General features: G+C 68.3%; 19 protein-coding genes and 1 tRNA gene. 15 read left to right on the top strand and 5 right to left on the bottom strand.

The features are described from left to right. Window positions 1-40: 40 nt before the first annotated feature. Window positions 41-913 carry a zinc metalloprotease HtpX gene (gene htpX / locus AC1DBL_RS02265; protein WP_441416948.1) on the top strand — a complete coding sequence of 291 codons (873 nt, stop codon included), beginning with the start codon at window positions 41-43 and terminating at the stop codon, window positions 911-913. A 120-nt stretch (window positions 914-1,033) separates the two neighbouring features. Here htpX and AC1DBL_RS02260 read toward each other — a convergent pair whose 3' ends face one another. After that, entirely contained in the window at window positions 1,034-1,525 is a 492-nt protein-coding gene (locus AC1DBL_RS02260; protein ID WP_138768479.1) for a YajQ family cyclic di-GMP-binding protein, read from the bottom strand. Window positions 1,526-1,725: 200 nt separating this feature from the next. On the opposite strand from AC1DBL_RS02260, the gene AC1DBL_RS02255 reads away from it, so the two are divergent. Continuing rightward, window positions 1,726-1,980 (top strand): hypothetical protein, encoded by a 255-nt coding sequence (locus AC1DBL_RS02255; RefSeq protein WP_441416949.1) that lies wholly within the window; start codon window positions 1,726-1,728, stop codon window positions 1,978-1,980. 150 nt (window positions 1,981-2,130) lie between these two features. Continuing rightward, window positions 2,131-2,212: transfer RNA gene (locus AC1DBL_RS02250), tRNA-Tyr, on the top strand. Between the two features lie 98 nt (window positions 2,213-2,310). Here AC1DBL_RS02250 and AC1DBL_RS02245 read toward each other — a convergent pair. After that, the gene (locus AC1DBL_RS02245; RefSeq protein WP_441416950.1) at window positions 2,311-3,024 is read right to left on the bottom strand and encodes an alpha/beta fold hydrolase; all 714 of its coding nucleotides are present in this window, start codon (window positions 3,022-3,024) and stop codon (window positions 2,311-2,313) included. Between the two features lie 146 nt (window positions 3,025-3,170). On the opposite strand from AC1DBL_RS02245, the gene AC1DBL_RS02240 reads away from it, so the two are divergent. The 8 genes from AC1DBL_RS02240 (at window position 3,171) to trxA (ending at window position 7,825) form a co-directional block, all read left to right on the top strand. Continuing rightward, window positions 3,171-3,563, top strand: a complete 393-nt coding sequence (locus tag AC1DBL_RS02240) for a DUF7793 family protein (RefSeq protein WP_441416951.1) — start codon at window positions 3,171-3,173, stop codon at window positions 3,561-3,563. A gap of 111 nt (window positions 3,564-3,674) precedes the next feature. Further along, window positions 3,675-3,851: a DUF1059 domain-containing protein gene (locus AC1DBL_RS02235; protein WP_441416952.1), complete on the top strand. Its 177-nt coding sequence runs from the start codon at window positions 3,675-3,677 to the stop codon at window positions 3,849-3,851. Further along, window positions 3,848-5,011 (top strand): EAL domain-containing protein, encoded by a 1,164-nt coding sequence (locus AC1DBL_RS02230; protein ID WP_441416953.1) that lies wholly within the window; start codon window positions 3,848-3,850, stop codon window positions 5,009-5,011. Before AC1DBL_RS02235 ends, AC1DBL_RS02230 begins: the two co-directional genes overlap by 4 nt. After that, on the top strand, window positions 5,001-5,558 hold the full coding sequence (locus AC1DBL_RS02225) for a GNAT family N-acetyltransferase (RefSeq protein WP_476892077.1): 558 nt from the start codon (window positions 5,001-5,003) through the stop codon (window positions 5,556-5,558). The genes AC1DBL_RS02230 and AC1DBL_RS02225 overlap by 11 nt, the downstream gene beginning before the upstream one ends. A gap of 21 nt (window positions 5,559-5,579) precedes the next feature. After that, complete coding sequence (locus AC1DBL_RS02220; RefSeq protein ID WP_476892078.1) at window positions 5,580-5,984, top strand: VOC family protein; 405 nt, start codon at window positions 5,580-5,582, stop codon at window positions 5,982-5,984. A gap of 30 nt (window positions 5,985-6,014) precedes the next feature. Further along, window positions 6,015-6,743: a Type 1 glutamine amidotransferase-like domain-containing protein gene (locus tag AC1DBL_RS02215; RefSeq protein ID WP_476892079.1), complete on the top strand. Its 729-nt coding sequence runs from the start codon at window positions 6,015-6,017 to the stop codon at window positions 6,741-6,743. 49 nt (window positions 6,744-6,792) lie between these two features. Further along, complete coding sequence (locus AC1DBL_RS02210; protein ID WP_441416957.1) at window positions 6,793-7,338, top strand: acyl-CoA thioesterase; 546 nt, start codon at window positions 6,793-6,795, stop codon at window positions 7,336-7,338. 79 nt (window positions 7,339-7,417) lie between these two features. Further along, entirely contained in the window at window positions 7,418-7,825 is a 408-nt protein-coding gene (gene trxA / locus AC1DBL_RS02205) for a thioredoxin (protein ID WP_441416958.1), read from the top strand. Window positions 7,826-7,948: 123 nt separating this feature from the next. On the opposite strand, the gene AC1DBL_RS02200 is transcribed toward trxA, so the two are convergent. After that, window positions 7,949-8,227 carry a putative quinol monooxygenase gene (locus tag AC1DBL_RS02200; protein WP_441416959.1) on the bottom strand — a complete coding sequence of 93 codons (279 nt, stop codon included), beginning with the start codon at window positions 8,225-8,227 and terminating at the stop codon, window positions 7,949-7,951. A gap of 112 nt (window positions 8,228-8,339) precedes the next feature. On the opposite strand from AC1DBL_RS02200, the gene AC1DBL_RS02195 reads away from it, so the two are divergent. Next, window positions 8,340-10,016 carry an AMP-binding protein gene (locus AC1DBL_RS02195; protein WP_476925380.1) on the top strand — a complete coding sequence of 559 codons (1,677 nt, stop codon included), beginning with the start codon at window positions 8,340-8,342 and terminating at the stop codon, window positions 10,014-10,016. A gap of 132 nt (window positions 10,017-10,148) precedes the next feature. After that, a complete protein-coding gene (locus tag AC1DBL_RS02190) occupies window positions 10,149-11,069 on the top strand; it encodes a hypothetical protein (protein ID WP_476925379.1) in 921 nt (306 codons plus the stop codon). Between the two features lie 80 nt (window positions 11,070-11,149). Here AC1DBL_RS02190 and AC1DBL_RS02185 read toward each other — a convergent pair whose 3' ends face one another. After that, window positions 11,150-12,130 carry a DNA-3-methyladenine glycosylase family protein gene (locus AC1DBL_RS02185; RefSeq protein ID WP_441416962.1) on the bottom strand — a complete coding sequence of 327 codons (981 nt, stop codon included), beginning with the start codon at window positions 12,128-12,130 and terminating at the stop codon, window positions 11,150-11,152. 174 nt (window positions 12,131-12,304) lie between these two features. Between AC1DBL_RS02185 and AC1DBL_RS02180 the strand changes: the two genes are divergently transcribed. Further along, the gene (locus AC1DBL_RS02180) at window positions 12,305-12,742 is read left to right on the top strand and encodes a VOC family protein (RefSeq protein ID WP_476925378.1); all 438 of its coding nucleotides are present in this window, start codon (window positions 12,305-12,307) and stop codon (window positions 12,740-12,742) included. Between the two features lie 7 nt (window positions 12,743-12,749). Here AC1DBL_RS02180 and AC1DBL_RS02175 read toward each other — a convergent pair whose 3' ends face one another. Continuing rightward, window positions 12,750-13,883: an SLC13 family permease gene (locus AC1DBL_RS02175; protein ID WP_476892291.1), complete on the bottom strand. Its 1,134-nt coding sequence runs from the start codon at window positions 13,881-13,883 to the stop codon at window positions 12,750-12,752. Window positions 13,884-14,014: 131 nt separating this feature from the next. Here AC1DBL_RS02175 and AC1DBL_RS02170 point away from each other — a divergent pair, with 131 nt between their 5' ends. After that, window positions 14,015-15,400 carry a cystathionine beta-synthase gene (locus AC1DBL_RS02170; protein WP_476925377.1) on the top strand — a complete coding sequence of 462 codons (1,386 nt, stop codon included), beginning with the start codon at window positions 14,015-14,017 and terminating at the stop codon, window positions 15,398-15,400. The last annotated feature ends 15 nt before the right edge of the window (window positions 15,401-15,415 follow it).

The following is a 15,415-nucleotide window of genomic DNA, read 5'->3' as shown; positions in this document are numbered from 1 at the left end:
CCGTGGGACACCCGATCGACGGCATGGCTTGGGAGGATCAGTGCATAACCATCACAACGGCTTGAAGACGGCGGCCCTGTTCGGCGTGCTCTGGGCGGTGCTGCTTGGCCTGGGCGCGGTGATTGGATCCGGGATGCGGAGTTCGGCGCCCATCTGGATCATGGCCCTGATCGGCGTCGGCACCACCGCCTACGGGTACTGGAACAGCGACAAGATCGCGATCCGGTCCATGCAGGCCTATCCGGTGACCGAGGCCGAGGCGCCGGAGCTGCACCAGATCGTCCGGGAGCTCTCCGCCCGCGCCAACCAGCCGATGCCGCGGATCTACATCTCACCGACCATGGCACCCAACGCCTTCGCCACCGGCCGGAATCCGCAAAACGCCGCGGTCTGCTGCACGCAGGGCATCCTGCAGCTGCTCGACGCCCGCGAACTCCGCGGCGTGCTCGGCCACGAGCTGATGCACGTCTACAACCGGGACATTCTCACCTCGTCGGTGGCCGCCGCCGTCGCGGGCGTGATCACCTCGGTGGGCCAGATGCTGCTGTTCTTCGGCGGGGGCGGCGACCGCCGCAACGGCAATCCCCTCGCCCTCCTCGCGATGGCCCTGCTGGCGCCGTTTGCCGCGTCGCTGATCCAGATGGCCATCTCCAGGACCCGCGAGTACGACGCCGACGAGGACGGTTCGGCGCTCACCGGCGACCCGCTGGCGCTGGCCTCGGCCCTGCGCAAGATCGAGCAGGGCGTCCAGCTCGCGCCGCTGCCGCAGGACCAGCGGCTGGTCAACGCCTCGCACCTGATGATCGCCAACCCGTTCCGCGGCGGCGGCATGGCGCGGATGTTCTCCACGCACCCGCCGATGAGCGAACGGATCGGCCGGCTTGAGCGGATGGCGGGGCGTCAGCTGGGCTAGGCCCGCCGGCCCGACGACGCGCACCTGGTTCCATGACGCACAAAAGGGCTGACGCTGCCGGAATACCGGTGGCGCCAGCCCTTTTGTGCGTCGCAGGGTAGTGCCCGACGCGGAGCGCAGCTAGCTGCGGAAGTTCACGAACTGGAGATCGGCCTCGTCGAAGCCTTTCAGCAGGTTCATGGTTTCCTGGAGGTCGTCGCGGGACTTGGACGTCACGCGCAGCTCGTCGCCCTGGATCTGGGACTTGACCGACTTGGGGCCCTCGTCGCGGATCAACTTGTTGATCTTCTTCGCGAGGTCCTGGGCAATGCCTTCCTTGATGGTGGCCTCGAGGCGGAATTCCTTGCCGGAAGGGTAGGGCTCGCCCGTGTCGAGGGACTTCAGCGAGATGCCGCGGCGGATCAGCTTGGACTGCAGCACGTCGAGGACGGCCAGCACCCGCTCCTCGGAGTTGGCCTTCATCAGGATCTTCTCGCCGCTGAAGTCGACCTCGGCGCCGACGCCCTTGAAGTCGTACCGCTGCGCCAGCTCTTTCTGCGCCTGGTTCAGCGCGTTGGCGACTTCCTGCTTGTCGACCTTGCTGACGACGTCGAATGTGGATTCGCCTGCCATGACTGTCCTCCTGATGTTGTCCGGACGCCCTGCTGGAGGGCGGTGTTTTCTGCATTCCAGCCTAGTACGGATGCTCCGGATGTGAAGGTGCCGCGGGGCGGCCGGTCTTCACAGTTGGCTCAAAGCTGAACCCCGGGGGGAACGAAGCTTGGCCCGGGAGAGTTGGGACCGTTGGAAGAGCCGCTTGAAAGGCAGGGCACATGAACCGCAGGGCCATCCGTAACGTCAGCAGCACCACCGCCGCAGCCGCGGGTTCCATCACGACGGCGGTGACGTCGGTGGCCGCCGCGGCCCTGGCGGCCTCCATCATCCTCAGCCCGGCCGCAGACGCTTCCGCCCGCCTCGGTGGCGTGCAGGCGGACCTGGCCCGGGCGGTGCAGCTGAACCAGGTCACCGCCGAGCAGGCGGCGAAGTTCGAGGCCAAACTCGCCGGCCGCATCCTCGGAGAAGCCTGATATTCCGGGCCACCCGGGGCCACGCGGCGCCGATTCGATTCTTCGGCGGAAGTTCTGTAAAGTTGTCTTGCCCGCGGTTGCTGGAAGCGGAACGGACTGGAAACAGGCGTTCGGCAGATGGAAGCCGCGAGTGATCTTCTTTTGAAGTTCGGCAGATTACCCGAGCGGCCAAAGGGGGCTGACTGTAAATCAGCTGGCAACGCCTACGGGGGTTCGAATCCCTCATCTGCCACCCTCGAGAAAGCCTCCGGAACCAAACGGTTCCGGAGGCTTTTTTGTTTTATTGCGCGACTGCTCCGTAGGTGCCGTTACGGGACGTGAAAACGGCAGTTATGGAGCAATCGGCGTTCGGTCCACGGCGGCGACGATGGCAGCACCCAGTTCCGCGGGCCTGGTGAACTGCGGCCAATGCCCGGTCGGCAGGTCCAGGTATTCGACGTCGCGGATCCGTGCCAGCTCCGCGACATACGGCTGCTCCGCGGCAATCCATTCGAGCAGCACCGACGTCGGAAATTCGCAGGCGATGACAGTTGCCGGAACGTCGTAGCGGCGGTCATCGTGGAGCCTCTGCTGGTCGTAGGCAACGCCCTTGGGTTCCGGGACGGCGCGGGCCCGGAAGGCGGACCGGAGCTCCTCGTCCAGGTCAACGAGGTCCTCGTCCTCGAAGAATTCCCATGGCGGCAGCGGCACCTCGTCGCCGTCGGCCGGCAGCTGGTCGTTGACGACGCCGCCGTCCCCCAGCGGGCCGCTGTCCACGTAGATGGCGCGGGCAACGCGGTCCGGTCGCGCATCCACGGCGCCATGGATGATCGCCCCGCCGCCGGAGTGGCCCACCAGGACCACCGGGGTATCCACCCTGTCTACGGCGGCCACGACGGCGTCGATGTGGGTGCGCAAGCCGATGCCGGCGCGCGGTGCGTCAGCCGACTCCAGCCCGGGCAGCGTGAGCGGGTGGACCCGATGCCCCGCGGCGACCAGCGGCGGCGTGACCTCCGACCACGACGACGCGTCCAACCAGAAACCGGGAACCAGGATGATGTCCATGACGGCACCCTACGCGGTCCGGCCGCTGGCGAAGGCGCGCAACGCAGGGGGTTTCCGCCGTCGAACGTCATTTTCCGGTCGAAAACGTGCCCGGCGTCACATCTTGGCCCGCTGAGGCGCTACTCTGTCGCAGGAGGGGGAATCACATGGAGATAGTCCTGGCAGCTGGCAAGGGGACGCTCAACCTGGATGAGAGCGGAATTCTTCGGCTGGCCTGGGCCTCCGGGTCCATGCTCGATACGGCGGACGCCGTCGATTCCGTCGTTGCCATTTCAAAAATCAGCGCCGGGCGGATGCTGCCCTTGCTGATCGACATCAGCGACGTCAAGCTGACCGCCGGAGCCCGCAACCATTACCTGGAGAGCCGCTTCGTTTCCTCCGTGGCACTCGTCGGCGAATCGAACGTGGACCGGGTTGTCGCCGCGTGGATGCGCCGCGGAAACGACTGCCCGCAACGCTACTTCACCTCCCGCGCCGACGCCCTGGAGTGGTTGGGTGAGCTGGCCGCCAGCGACGAACCGCAGAGCGTCGCCGGCTGATCCTTCCGCGGCACCGGAGGCTCCGGCGACACCCGGGCGGATAATCGGCCGATCCGGCATTACTGCGGAGTAGGGTTAGGCGCGTTGATCGAATGAGCCTGAGGAGTTGACATGAAATCGTTTGCATGTGGTGACGTTGTTCCCGGTTGTGAAGCCCGCTGGGTCTGCAGCACCGATGACGAAATCCTGGTCCAGGTCGGCGCCCATGCCGCGTCCGTGCACGGCCTGACCGAGCTTCCCGCCGAGCTCGTCGACTCGGTGCACAAAGCAATCCACCCGGTTAGTTGATTCCTGCGGCGGGCGGTCCACCTTCCGGGTCCGGCGCCACTGCACCGCCGGACTGGGATGGGCTGCTGGCCTCGGCCTGCCGCGGCGAAGGCCTGGCGGCTGCCTACCAGCCCATCGTTGATACCGCGCGGGGAGCGGTGGTGGGCTATGAAGCCCTCGCCAGGTTTCCCGGCTATGCCGAGAAGAACCCCGAAGTCTGGTTCGCCGCTGCGCGTCAACACGGGAAAGCCGCTGAACTCGAAGCGGCCGCGCTGCGCACCGCGCTCAAGGCCCGCGCCGCCCTGCCGGCCAACTGCTTCCTGACCCTCAACGTCTCACCGGAGCTGCTGACCACGGAATGCATCCGCAGCGTCTGGCGCGACGAGGGCAAACTGGGCGGCCTGATCGTCGAACTGACAGAGCAAACACCGATCGACTCGTACGTGGAGCTGGAACCGGACCTCAACCAGTTGCGCGCCGCCGGTGCCCTGATCGCCGTCGACGACGCCGGAGCCGGCTACGCGGGACTGCGCCACCTGCTGGCCCTGCGCCCCGCCCTGATCAAGATCGACCGGGACCTGATCCAGGACGTCGACCGTGATGAGGCGAAGCGTGCCCTCATCGGGATGCTCGGCGCGTTTGCGAGTCAGGTCGACGCCTGGATCCTGGCCGAGGGCGTCGAACGGGCGGAGGAGCTCGAGGCACTGGTCTCGCTGGGCGTCCCGCTCGTGCAGGGCTACTACCTCGCCCGGCCCGCCCCGCCCTGGGCCGGCATTGATCTTGACCTGGCCCACCGCCTCGCCAGCGCCCGTCCGGTGGCACACAAGACGGTCATCCGCGACGTCGTCGAACCGGCGACGACGGCCGGCAGCGTCACCCAGGCCGCTGACGCCTTCGCGGCCAACCCGGCGCTGGAGGCCGTCGTGCTGCTCGGCGAGCACCTGCGGCCGGTCGCGGTGCTGGACGCCGGAGCGTCCGCACTGGGCGTGGTCAGCCCCGGGATGCGCGTGAACCTCGATACCCCGCTCAGCCAGGCCCTGGCCCGGGCCATGACGAGGCCCAAGAACCAGAGGTTCGACTCGCTCCTGGTGACGGACAACGCGGGGCGTTTCGCCGGCGTTGCCAGGATGGAGCGGATGATCATTGCGCTCACCGGGACGGCAGGGGCACGTGACGACTGACGCCCCAAGCGCGCTGGCGGGAGAGCTGCCCGGCGGTCTCCGCATCAGGCTGCTTCGCGGTTCCGACGCCGAACGGCTGGGGGCCGCGTACCGGCGGAACCGGGATCATCTTGCGCCTTGGGAACCGGCCCGGAGCGCCGAGTTCTTCACCACGGAGGGGCAGCGCGCCAACATCGGCGGCAAACTCGCCATGTTCGGCGCCGGAACCGGCGTTCCGTGGGTCCTGCTGGCCGGCGGGGAGGCCGTGGGGACGATGACGCTGAGCGGCATCGTGCGCGGGCCTTTCCTCAGCGCCAACCTCGGGTACTGGGTGGATCAGGACTTCAACGGGCGGGGCATCGGATCGGCCGCCGTCGCCCATGTTGTCGGAGCCGCCAGCACCGCGCTGGGCCTGCACCGGATCCAGGCGGCCACGCTGCCGCACAATGCCGCTTCCCAGCGGGTGCTGCAGCGGGCCGGGTTCCAGCAGATCGGACATGCCCCGGAGTACCTGCAGATTGCGGGCGCCTGGCAGGACCATCTCCTGTTCCAGCGCATCCTGCACTGAGGCACGTGCGAGACTCACACAGTGACTGACGAATCCTTCGGCGACCTGCACCACGTCGAGCTCTGGGTGCCGGACCTTGCGCGGGCCCGGGACGAATGGGGCTGGCTGCTGACCAGGCTCGGCTACGGGCAGTTCCAGGACTGGCCCCGCGGGCGGAGCTGGCGGCGCGGCGCCACGTACATCGTCGTCGAGGAGTCACCCGACCTGGACGGCCGGAACCACCACCGCACCGCGCCCGGGCTGAACCATCTGGCGTTCCGGGGCGGAACGCCGGAGCACGTGGACGCGCTGGCCGCGGACGGCCCCGGCAACGGCTGGACCGAGCTGTTTCCGGAAAAATATCCGCACGCCGGCGGCCCCGGACATTACGCTGCCTACCTGGTGAACTCGGACGGTTTCGAAGTCGAGCTGGTCGCCACCGGCTGACCCGGCGGCCGGGCGGGTACCGTGATACCCATGAGCATCATCCTGGTGGGCGGGGGCCCCGATACCGTCACCACCCCGGTTATCTTTGACCGCTTCGTCAAGGATGTCCGGAACCGCGGCGGGGGAAGCCGGCCTCCCCGGATCGTCGTCGTGCTGTTCGACCGCGAAGGCAGCTCGGAGTATTTCCTCCCCGCGTACCTGGAGCCGCTGCAGAGCCGCACGCCCTGCCAGCTGACACCGATCCTGCTGCGCTCCCACGAGCCGGCGGACCCGGGGGCGTTCGACGACGTCGACGGGATCCTCGTCGGAGGCGGCCCCGCCCCGGACTATCTGGCCGGCCTGCAGGCCTCGGCCGCGGCAATCCGGAAGGCGGTCGCTTCGGGCGTGCCTTATCTGGGGTTCTCCGCGGGGGCGATGATCGCGCCGCAGCGGGCGCTTGTGGGCGGATACCGGGTCCGGGGCATCGAGGTGTGCTCGGAGGAATGCTCCGAAGGCCTTGACGAACTCGACGTCCGCGACGGTCTGGGCCTGGTGCCGTTCGCCGTCGACGTCCATACCGCGCAGGCCGGAACCCTGAGCCGCGCGGTCGCGGCGGTGGCGGAGGGCCTGGTTGACCGGGCCGTGGCCGTGGACGAGAACACCGCGCTGGTGCTGCGCCACGCGGGCCTCGAGGACCTTGAGGTGCTCGGCACCGGGAACTGCTGGACCATCCGCGGCTCCGGCCGCAAGGCCACGGTGGCGGTGCTGTCCGCCGGCTGAGCGGCCGACCCTTCTTGGCACCTTTGTTACCCGCGGGTAACATAGTCCCATGCACCTGCTGCTCCGCACCCTCCTCCTGCTCATCAAGTCCGCCCGGCGCTCGCCGCTGAGCATCTGGGACACGTCCTCGCTGCCGCTCCGCGTGCTCCCGACAGACATCGACATCGCAATGCATGTCAATAACGGCATGTACCTCTCGCTGATGGACCTGGGCCGCTTCGACCTGATGGCACGCAGCGGGACCTGGAAGGCCATGCGCCGGCGCGGCTGGACGCCAGTGGTGGCGGGGGAGACGATCGCTTTCCGCCGCTCCCTGCAGCTCTGGCAGCAGTACACCATCGAGTCCAAGGTCATCGGCCTGGATGAGAAGGCCATCTACTTTGAGCAGCGCATGGTGGTCGACGGCGAAATCTACGCCCGCGCCCACATCGCCACCCGGCTGGTCAGCAAGGGCAAGCCGGTCAGCCAGGAAGAGATCATCCGCGAGTTCGGGGCGCCGCCGGCGGACCTGGAGCTGCCCGAATGGATCCACGAGTGGCGGGAAACGAACGCGCTGCCGGGCGCCCGCCGCCCCGCCCCGCACGTCTGGGCGTGACCTCCGCGCCGTGCCCGCCGGGATGTGCCATCAGCGAAACGCAGGGGACTTTCGCGGGCGGCTCGCGTACCGTTGACGCATGGCTACCGTAGACATTACAGGTGAACAGTTCGCATCGACCGTCGAGGACAACGACATTGTCCTCGTAGACTTCTGGGCCGAATGGTGCGGCCCGTGCAAGCAGTTTGGCCCCACGTACTCGGCCGTTTCAGAGAAGCACCCGGACGTGGTCTTCTCCAAGGTGGACACCGAAGCGGAGCAGCAGCTTGCCGCCGAGGCCGGTATCACCTCGATCCCCACGCTGATGGCCTTCCGCGAAAAGGTACTGGTGTTCTCCCAGCCCGGTGCGCTGAACGCCCAGCAGCTGGAGCAGGTGGTCGACGCCGTCAAGGCCCTCGACATGGAGGAGGTCCACGCGCACGTGGCCCGTTCCCAGGCCGAGGCCGCAACAACCCAGCAGGACGGTAGCCAGATTCCGGATATCTAAGCCGGACTGCCGCAACACCCGGACTGCCGCAACAAACAACAACGCGGGGTCACTTCGCGCCCATCCCTTGAGGGATTACCGGCGCGAGGTGACCCCGCGTTTGTGTTCGGAGGCGGGGCGGGCTTAGAGCTTTTCCAGCTTGACCGGCTCGGCCAGCAAAGCGCTCAGGGACTCGTTCAGGTCCTGGACCGCGGTGCCCTTGGAGTGCTTGTCCAAGTCTGCCTGGGAAGCCCACTGCTCGGTCAGAACCAGCTTGTCCTCGCTCGCCTCGGTCAGCTCATAGCGGATGCAGCCGGGTTCGTTGACGACCTCGTCGATCGCGATTTCGAGGGCAAGCTTCACGCGGAAGAATTCGCCCTCGTTGGGAATGAAAGTGGCCTGCAGGTCAATGGGTGCGCTCATGGGTTTTACCCTACCGGGCGGCCGACCCGGCGTCGGAAGATGTCCTGAAGATTTCCTAGGACTTCCACGCTTTGCCCTTCTCTTGCCGGCGGCCTGTTGGTAGCGTCACACCATGCTTGCGTACACAGCCGGGGACACTGACGTCCCGCTGATCGATGAAACCATCGGCGACCACTTTGAGCGGATCGTCGCCCGGTTCCCGTACCACGACGCGCTGATCGAGGCCGCGGCGGTTCCCGGCGGGGAGGCCCGGCGGTGGAGCTACACCAAGATGAACGACGACGTCGACCGGCTGGCCCGCTCGCTGCTGGCGCTCGGCGTCGCCAAGGGAGACCGGATCGGAATCTGGAGCCCGAACTGCGCCGAATGGACCATTCTGCAGTACGCCACAGCGAAGATCGGGGCGATCCTGGTCAACGTCAATCCGGCGTACCGCAGCCACGAGCTGGAGTTTGTCGTCAAGCAGAACGGCATGCGGATGCTGGTGGCGGCGCCGTCGGACCGGAACAGCGACTACACGGTGATGGCCCGGCAGGCGCTGGCGGAATGTCCCGAGTTGCGCGAAGTCGTGTTCCTGCCCGATTCCGGCCAGCCCGGCCTCACCGCCGGGGTCCCGGAAAGTGAGGCGGAGCGGACATTCGCCGAGCTGCTGAGGCGGGCCGACGACGTCGCGCACTCCGGCCTGAAGGCGCGGATGGCCGAACTGGACCCGCACGACGCGATCAACCTGCAGTACACCTCCGGCACCACCGGTTTTCCCAAGGGCGCCACCCTGACTCACCACAACCTGCTCAACAATGGCTTCGCCATCGGCGAGCTGCTGGCTTACACCGAGCACGACCGGGTGGTGCTGCCGGTGCCGTTCTACCACTGCTTCGGAATGGTGATCGGCAACCTGGGCGCCTTCAGCCACGGCGCCGCCACCATCATTCCGGGCCGCGGGTTCACGCCGGCCGCCGCGCTGGAGGCAGTGCAGGACTTCGGCGGAACGTCGCTCTATGGCGTGCCGACCATGTTCATCGCCGAACTCGCGCTGCCGGACTTCGCCTCTTACGACCTCTCGACGCTGCGCACCGGCGTCATGGCCGGTTCGCTGTGCCCCATCGAGGTCATGAACCGGGTGATCTCGGAAATGAACATGCGCGACGTGGCCATTTGCTACGGCATGACCGAGACCTCTCCGGTCTCCACCATGACCCGAGACGGGGACACCATGGCCCAGCGCACGCAGACCGTCGGCCGCACCATGCCGCAGCTGGAGAACCGGATCGTGGACCCCATGACCGGGGAGGTGCTGCAGCGCGGCGAGATCGGCGAGTTGTGCACCCGCGGGTACTCCGTGATGCAGGGCTACTGGAACCAGCCGGACAAGACGGCCGAGGCGATCGACGCCGAAGGCTGGATGCATACCGGCGACCTGGCGCGCATGGATGAGGACGGCTACCTGGTGATCGAGGGCCGGATCAAGGACATGGTGATCCGCGGCGGCGAGAACGTCTACCCGCGCGAGATCGAGGAGTTTCTCTACACGCACCCGGATATCCAGGACGTTCAGGTGATCGGCGTCCCTGACGCCACGTACGGTGAGGAACTGATGGCGTGCGTGATCCTCAAGCCCGGAGCCGGCAGGCTGGACGCCGCGGGGCTGGCGGAATTCTGCCGGGGCAAGCTGGCGCACTACAAGATCCCGCGCTACGTGGACGTCCGGGAAAGTTTCCCGATGACCGTGTCCGGCAAGATCCGCAAGGTGGACATGCGCCAGGAAGCCGTCGCCAGGCTGCATCTTTGACCGCAACGCGGGGTCACTTACGGCCCATCGCGGGGCCGTGGATGGGCCGTAAGTGACCCCGCGATGCTTCGAGTTAGGCAGGCCTGTGGATAACTCAGGCAGCGAGCCTAATCCGCGGCCACAATGGTGCCCATGGTCCGCATTGTGCCGCTCCCCGAAAGTCTCTTCCAGACGCCGTTCACGGTCTACGAATCCCGTGCGGTCGGCGTTACGTCCAAGCGACTCCGGGCGAAGGACCTGTCCGACGGCGGCCGTCTCATCTATCTGCCGGCCGGCAGGCACCTGGAGATCTTCGAACGTGCCCGGGTACTCAGCGCAGCCACGCCCGGCGCCTGGGTGTCCCACGAGACCGCCGCCGTGCTCACCCGGCTCGGGCTGCCGCCGTGGCTGGGCGGGTGTTCCACCATCCATCTCAGCAAGCCGCACGAACTGCCTCGCGTCCGCCGGGCCGGGGTTACGGGACACCGCGTGCGGTGTATCCCCGGCGAGCTGACCGACGTCGACGGCGTCCCTGTGACGGCACCGCCGCGGACCTGGCTGGATCTCGCCTCGGGCCTGCCTCTCAACTACCTCATCGCACTGGGCGACCAGATCATTCGGATACCCCGGCCTGGCCTGGAACAGCGCTCAGAGCCCTACGCGTACAAGGACGGACTGCGGCTACTCATCCGCCAGCATCCCAACATGAAGGGCGTCGAGAAAGCCCGGCTGGCCCTGGACGAGATGCGGGTGGGGGCGGATTCGTTCCCGGAGACCTTTCTGCGGCTGGCGCTGATGGACGCGCGATTACCGGAGCCGGAGCTTCAGATCAGGCTGGACCCTGACGACCGGCGCTCGCCGGCCGCAGACCTGGGCTACCGGAGGTACCGCATCGCCATCCAGTACGAGGGCGTCCACCACCTCACCCGGGAACAACAATCCAGGGACATCCGGCGGGACGAAGCGTTCCGCGGCGCTGGCTGGGCGTACTTCAAGGCCAACGCCGATGACCTCGCCGATGGCTTCGAAGCCCTCGTTGGCCGGATCAAGAAGACCCGGCTCCGCTCGGTCTAACGCAACGCGGGGTCAGATCGCGCCTATAAAGGCGCCCCGGATGGGCCGGATGTGACCCCGCGTTGCTTCAGCGGCGCCGGTCAGTGGCCGCGGTGGTCCTGGATGGTCATCCGCGGCCCGAAAACCGGCTTGCGGAACCCGCTGAGGCCGATCATGCGCACCACCCGCTGGCGGTGCCCGGCCCAGGGCGCCAGCAGCCTCAACATCCCGGCGTCGTCGGTCCGCCGCCCGGTCAGGGCCGCGCCGACGTAGGCCGCGAGGTGGTAGTCGCCCACCGCGATCGAGTCCGGACAGCCGTGCGTGCGCTGCACCACCTCGGCCGCCGTCCAGACGCCGATCCCGGGAAGGGTCTGCAGCTTCGCGGCCGCTTCGGCCGCCGGCAGCGCCGCCAGCCGTTCCAGCGCGGCCGCGGAACGCAGCGCCCGCATGACGGTGTCCGATCGTTGCGGGCCGACTCCGGCCTTGTGCCATTCCCAGGACGGGATGCGCAGCCACTGCTCGGGCGTGGGCTGGACCAGGAGGTTGGCGGGGGCCACGGTGCCGGCGCCGGGCGCCGCTGTCCCGAAGCGGTACATCAGGTAGCGGTAGCCGCGGCGTGCCTCGATCACCGTGACCTTCTGCTCGAGCACCGTAGGCACCAGGGAATCGATCATCCGCCCGGTGGCCGGCAGCCGGAGGGCGGGGTTGCGGCGTCGTGCGTCGACAACCATCCGGGGGAGCGTGGCGTGGAAGCCGGGTTCGTCGAAGGCCGTCCAGTCGTCGTCGCGTCCCAGCATTCGCGGAACGGCCTCGATCGCCGCGGCTGCCCCGGGCCCCCAGGCGCGCGCCTCGATCCAGGGCGCGGCCGCCGGACCCGCGGACGCCAGGCGCAGCGTGGCCGGACCGGCCGCCGTCGTGAACGCCATCCAGAAGCCGTCCGCAGTGACCCGGATGGACGGATCGCCGTGGCCCCGGCGGAGCGTGCCGAGGGTCTGCAGGAGATCGAACGGGCCGCCCGGGTGCCACCGCAGCGAGGCGTCCGCCGCGGCGGGCACGCCGGCGGGGAGCTCTGCGGTGGTCACTCGAATATGTTCCCACGCCCGGCCGACGGCGGGCACATCCGGGCTGTTGGGCGGAGGGATGCGCGCAACCGGACGGCCCTTATCCGCGGCCCCGGACGGGACTAGACTCCGGCTGTGGCCCGGACTTCCCGCGCCCGCCCCGGGATCGGATCCCTTGATGGTCAGGAGAGTGTGATGGCTGGTGGAGTGGTGCACTTCGAGCTTCCCGCGGACGACGAGAACCGTGCGCGTGAGTTTTACAGTTCGGTGTTCGGCTGGGGTTTCCAGGTCATGCCGGAGATGGAATACAGCCTGGCGCTGACCACCCCGATGGACGAGGAGGGCCGGCCCGCGGTCTCCGGGTCGATCAACGGCGGCCTGTTCCGCCGCGGCGAGCTCACCGCCCCGGTGGTGACCGTCGACGTCGACGACATCGACGCCGCCTTGGAGCAGATCGTGGCCCGGGGCGGTTCGGTGCAGCGGGCAAAGATGGAGGTGCCGGGGTCCGGTTGGAACGCGTATTTCACGGACACCGAGGGCAACGTAGTGGGGCTGTGGCAGAACGCCGCGCCCGCGGCACCGGCTCCGGCCGGCGGCAGCGGCGAAACCGCCGCAAACGACATCGGGGCCTGACCCGCGCCTAGTGCATGCCGCTGGCCAGCCAGAGGGCCACGACCGCGAGGGGAACCGTGAGGACGACGGCGGCGAGGCCGGCCAGCGCGAAGCCGCCCCAGCGGATCTCGACGTTGAGGGCCCGCAGGCGCTCGTGCCAGAGCAGGGTCGCCAGGGACGCCCAGGGGCTCACCAGCGGGCCAAGGTTCACGCCGATCAGGAGGGCCGCGAGCCTCACCGGCGAGCCGCCCGCCGGTTCCAGCGCGAGGTAGGCCGGCAGGTTGTTGACGGTGTTCGCGGCTCCCACGCCGAGCCCCGCCAGTTGGAGCAGCGCGGGAAGGCTCTCCCCGGACCCGGCGACGCCCGCCAGGACCTTGGTCAGGCCGTTGGCGTGCAACGCCTCGACCACCATGAACAGGCCGACGGTGAGCATAAGCGGCCGCCACGGGACCATGGCCCAGCGGAGGGCCGAGCGGCGCCGCCACAGGAACAGCCCCAGGAGGACCGCGGCCGCGGCAGCGGCGGGAATCTGTACCGGCACTCCGGACACCAGGGCCGGGAGCAGGAGCAGCATCACGCCAGCCGAGGCGTACAGCAGCACCTTGTCACGCACCCGGTGGACCGGCTGGGGGCCGTAGCGGCCCCGCAGATCCTTCCGGAAGGCCAGCCAGAGCAGAGCCAGGGGGAGCAGGATCCCAACCAGCGCGGGGGCCCAGACCAGCGAGGCGAAGGCGGCCGGGCTGAGACCCAGCCGGGACTGGGCCAGCAGGTTGGTCAGGTTGGACACCGGCAGCAGCAGCGAGGCCGTGTTCGCGAGCCAGATGGTAGTCAGCGCGAAGGGCAGCGGCGGGATCCGGGCGTGGACGGCCAGAAGTACGACGACGGGCGTGACCAGCACCGCCGTCGTATCCAGCGACAGGAACACGGTGGAGACCGTTGCCAGCGCGATCACCAGCAGCCAGAGCAGCAGCACGCTGCCCCGGCCCAGGGCGGCCAGTCGGTCCGTGACGGCCCGGAACAGCCCGGCGTCGTCCACCAGTTCCGTCACCAGGGACATGGCCACCACGAAGCCCAGTACGGGCACCGTGCGGCCGGTGAGCTCCTCGAATGCGGGCCAGGGCAACAGCCCGGTGCCCAGCACCGCCACCCCGGCGAGGAGCATCCCGCCGGGGACGAGGTAGCTCCTCAGCGTCTTCAACCAGGTCCTTCGCTTCACTGCCTTATCGTCGCACCCGGACCGCGGCGCCGGCGACGCGACGTGCCCGCCGTCCCGGAGACGGTAACTTTGTACCTATGAAGTACGCCCAGTCCGTCCTGGACCTCATCGGCAACACGCCGCTCGTCAAACTCAATCACGTGACCGACGGCATCGCCGCCACGGTCCTGGTGAAGCTGGAATACCTGAACCCCGGCGGTTCGATCAAGGACCGCATCGCCGCCAAGATGGTCGAAGAGGCCGAACGCAGCGGCAAGCTCCAGCCCGGCGGGACCATCGTGGAGCCCACGTCCGGCAACACGGGTGTGGGCCTGGCGCTCGTGGCGCAGCAGAAGGGCTACCGCTGCATCTTCGTGGTCCCGGACAAGGTCGGCGAAGACAAGCGCGCCGTGCTGCAGGCCTACGGCGCCGAAGTGGTGGTTACCCCCACCGCCGTCGCGCCGGACAGCCCGCAGAGCTACTACGGCGTCTCGGACCGCCTGGTCACTGAAATCCCGGGCGCCTACAAGCCGGACCAATTCTCCAACCCGGCCGCGCCGGCCAGCCACTACGAGTCGACCGGCCCGGAGATCTGGAAGGACACGGACGGCTTGGTCACGCACTGCGTGATCGGCGCCGGCACCGGCGGCACCATCACCGGCACCGGCCGCTACCTCAAGGAAGTCTCCGCGGACCGGCCCGAGGCCGACGGCGGCGTGGTCAAGATCATCGGGGCCGACCCGGCCGGTTCGGTCTACTCCGGCGGCACCGGCCGGCCGTACTTCGTCGAGGGCGTCGGCGAGGACATGTGGCCCGCCAACTACGACAAGGCCGTTCCGGATGAGGTCATAGCCGTCAGCGACGCCGAGTCCTTCGCCATGACCCGCCGCCTGGCCCGGGAAGAGGGCCTGCTGGTGGGCGGTTCCTCCGGCATGGCCGTCGTCGCCGCGCTGCAGGCCGCCAAGGACCTGCCCGCCGCCGCCGTCGTCGTCGTGATCCTGCCCGATTCGGGCCGGGGCTACCTGGCGAAGATCTTCAACGACCAGTGGATGCGCTCCTACGGCTTCCTCGCCGGCGGCGACGAAGCCTCGGTGGGAGAAGTGCTCAAGTCCAAGACCGGCGAGCTGCCGGACCTGGTGCATATCCACCCGAACGAGAGCGTGCGGGACGTCATCAACATCATGAACGAGTACGGCGTCTCCCACATCCCGGTGCTGTCCCAGGAACCGCCGGTCGTGATGGGCGAGGTGCTCGGTGCCGTCGACGAGCGCACCCTGACCGCCAAGCTCTTCCGCGGCGAGGCGAACCTCACCGACAAGATCTCCGAACACATGGAGGCCCGGCTGCCCGTGATCGGTTCGCTCGAATCGATCTCGACGGCCCGCGAACTCCTCTCCGACACCGACACCCTGATGGTGACGTTCGTCGGCGCTCCGGTGGGGATCCTGACCCGCCACGACCTCCTCGCCTACCTCAGCAACTGACCAGTTCAAGGAGTC

It is taken from the genome of Arthrobacter sp. 10T44, from assembly GCF_056393885.1.
The sequence above is the reverse complement of the archived record's forward strand: the minus strand, read 5'-3'. Positions and strand labels throughout refer to the sequence as shown.

Bases quoted from the DNA above. Each gene is read 5' to 3' on its own strand.
- AC1DBL_RS02200 (WP_441416959.1), bottom strand. From the start codon at position 8,227: ATGAGCGCACCCATTGACCTGCAGGCCACTTTCATTCCCAACGAGGGC.
- AC1DBL_RS02240 (WP_441416951.1), top strand. From the start codon at position 3,171: ATGGAGATAGTCCTGGCAGCTGGCAAGGGGACGCTCAACCTGGATGAG.
- AC1DBL_RS02210 (WP_441416957.1), top strand. From the start codon at position 6,793: ATGCACCTGCTGCTCCGCACCCTCCTCCTGCTCATCAAGTCCGCCCGG.
- AC1DBL_RS02195 (WP_476925380.1), top strand. From the start codon at position 8,340: ATGCTTGCGTACACAGCCGGGGACACTGACGTCCCGCTGATCGATGAA.
- AC1DBL_RS02190 (WP_476925379.1), top strand. From the start codon at position 10,149: ATGGTCCGCATTGTGCCGCTCCCCGAAAGTCTCTTCCAGACGCCGTTC.
- AC1DBL_RS02235 (WP_441416952.1), top strand. From the start codon at position 3,675: ATGAAATCGTTTGCATGTGGTGACGTTGTTCCCGGTTGTGAAGCCCGC.
- AC1DBL_RS02260 (WP_138768479.1), bottom strand. From the start codon at position 1,525: ATGGCAGGCGAATCCACATTCGACGTCGTCAGCAAGGTCGACAAGCAG.
- AC1DBL_RS02245 (WP_441416950.1), bottom strand. From the start codon at position 3,024: ATGGACATCATCCTGGTTCCCGGTTTCTGGTTGGACGCGTCGTCGTGG.
- trxA (WP_441416958.1), top strand. From the start codon at position 7,418: ATGGCTACCGTAGACATTACAGGTGAACAGTTCGCATCGACCGTCGAG.
- AC1DBL_RS02170 (WP_476925377.1), top strand. From the start codon at position 14,015: ATGAAGTACGCCCAGTCCGTCCTGGACCTCATCGGCAACACGCCGCTC.
- AC1DBL_RS02180 (WP_476925378.1), top strand. From the start codon at position 12,305: ATGGCTGGTGGAGTGGTGCACTTCGAGCTTCCCGCGGACGACGAGAAC.
- AC1DBL_RS02175 (WP_476892291.1), bottom strand. From the start codon at position 13,883: ATGCTCCTCGCCGGGGTGGCGGTGCTGGGCACCGGGCTGTTGCCCTGG.
- AC1DBL_RS02255 (WP_441416949.1), top strand. From the start codon at position 1,726: ATGAACCGCAGGGCCATCCGTAACGTCAGCAGCACCACCGCCGCAGCC.
- AC1DBL_RS02215 (WP_476892079.1), top strand. From the start codon at position 6,015: ATGAGCATCATCCTGGTGGGCGGGGGCCCCGATACCGTCACCACCCCG.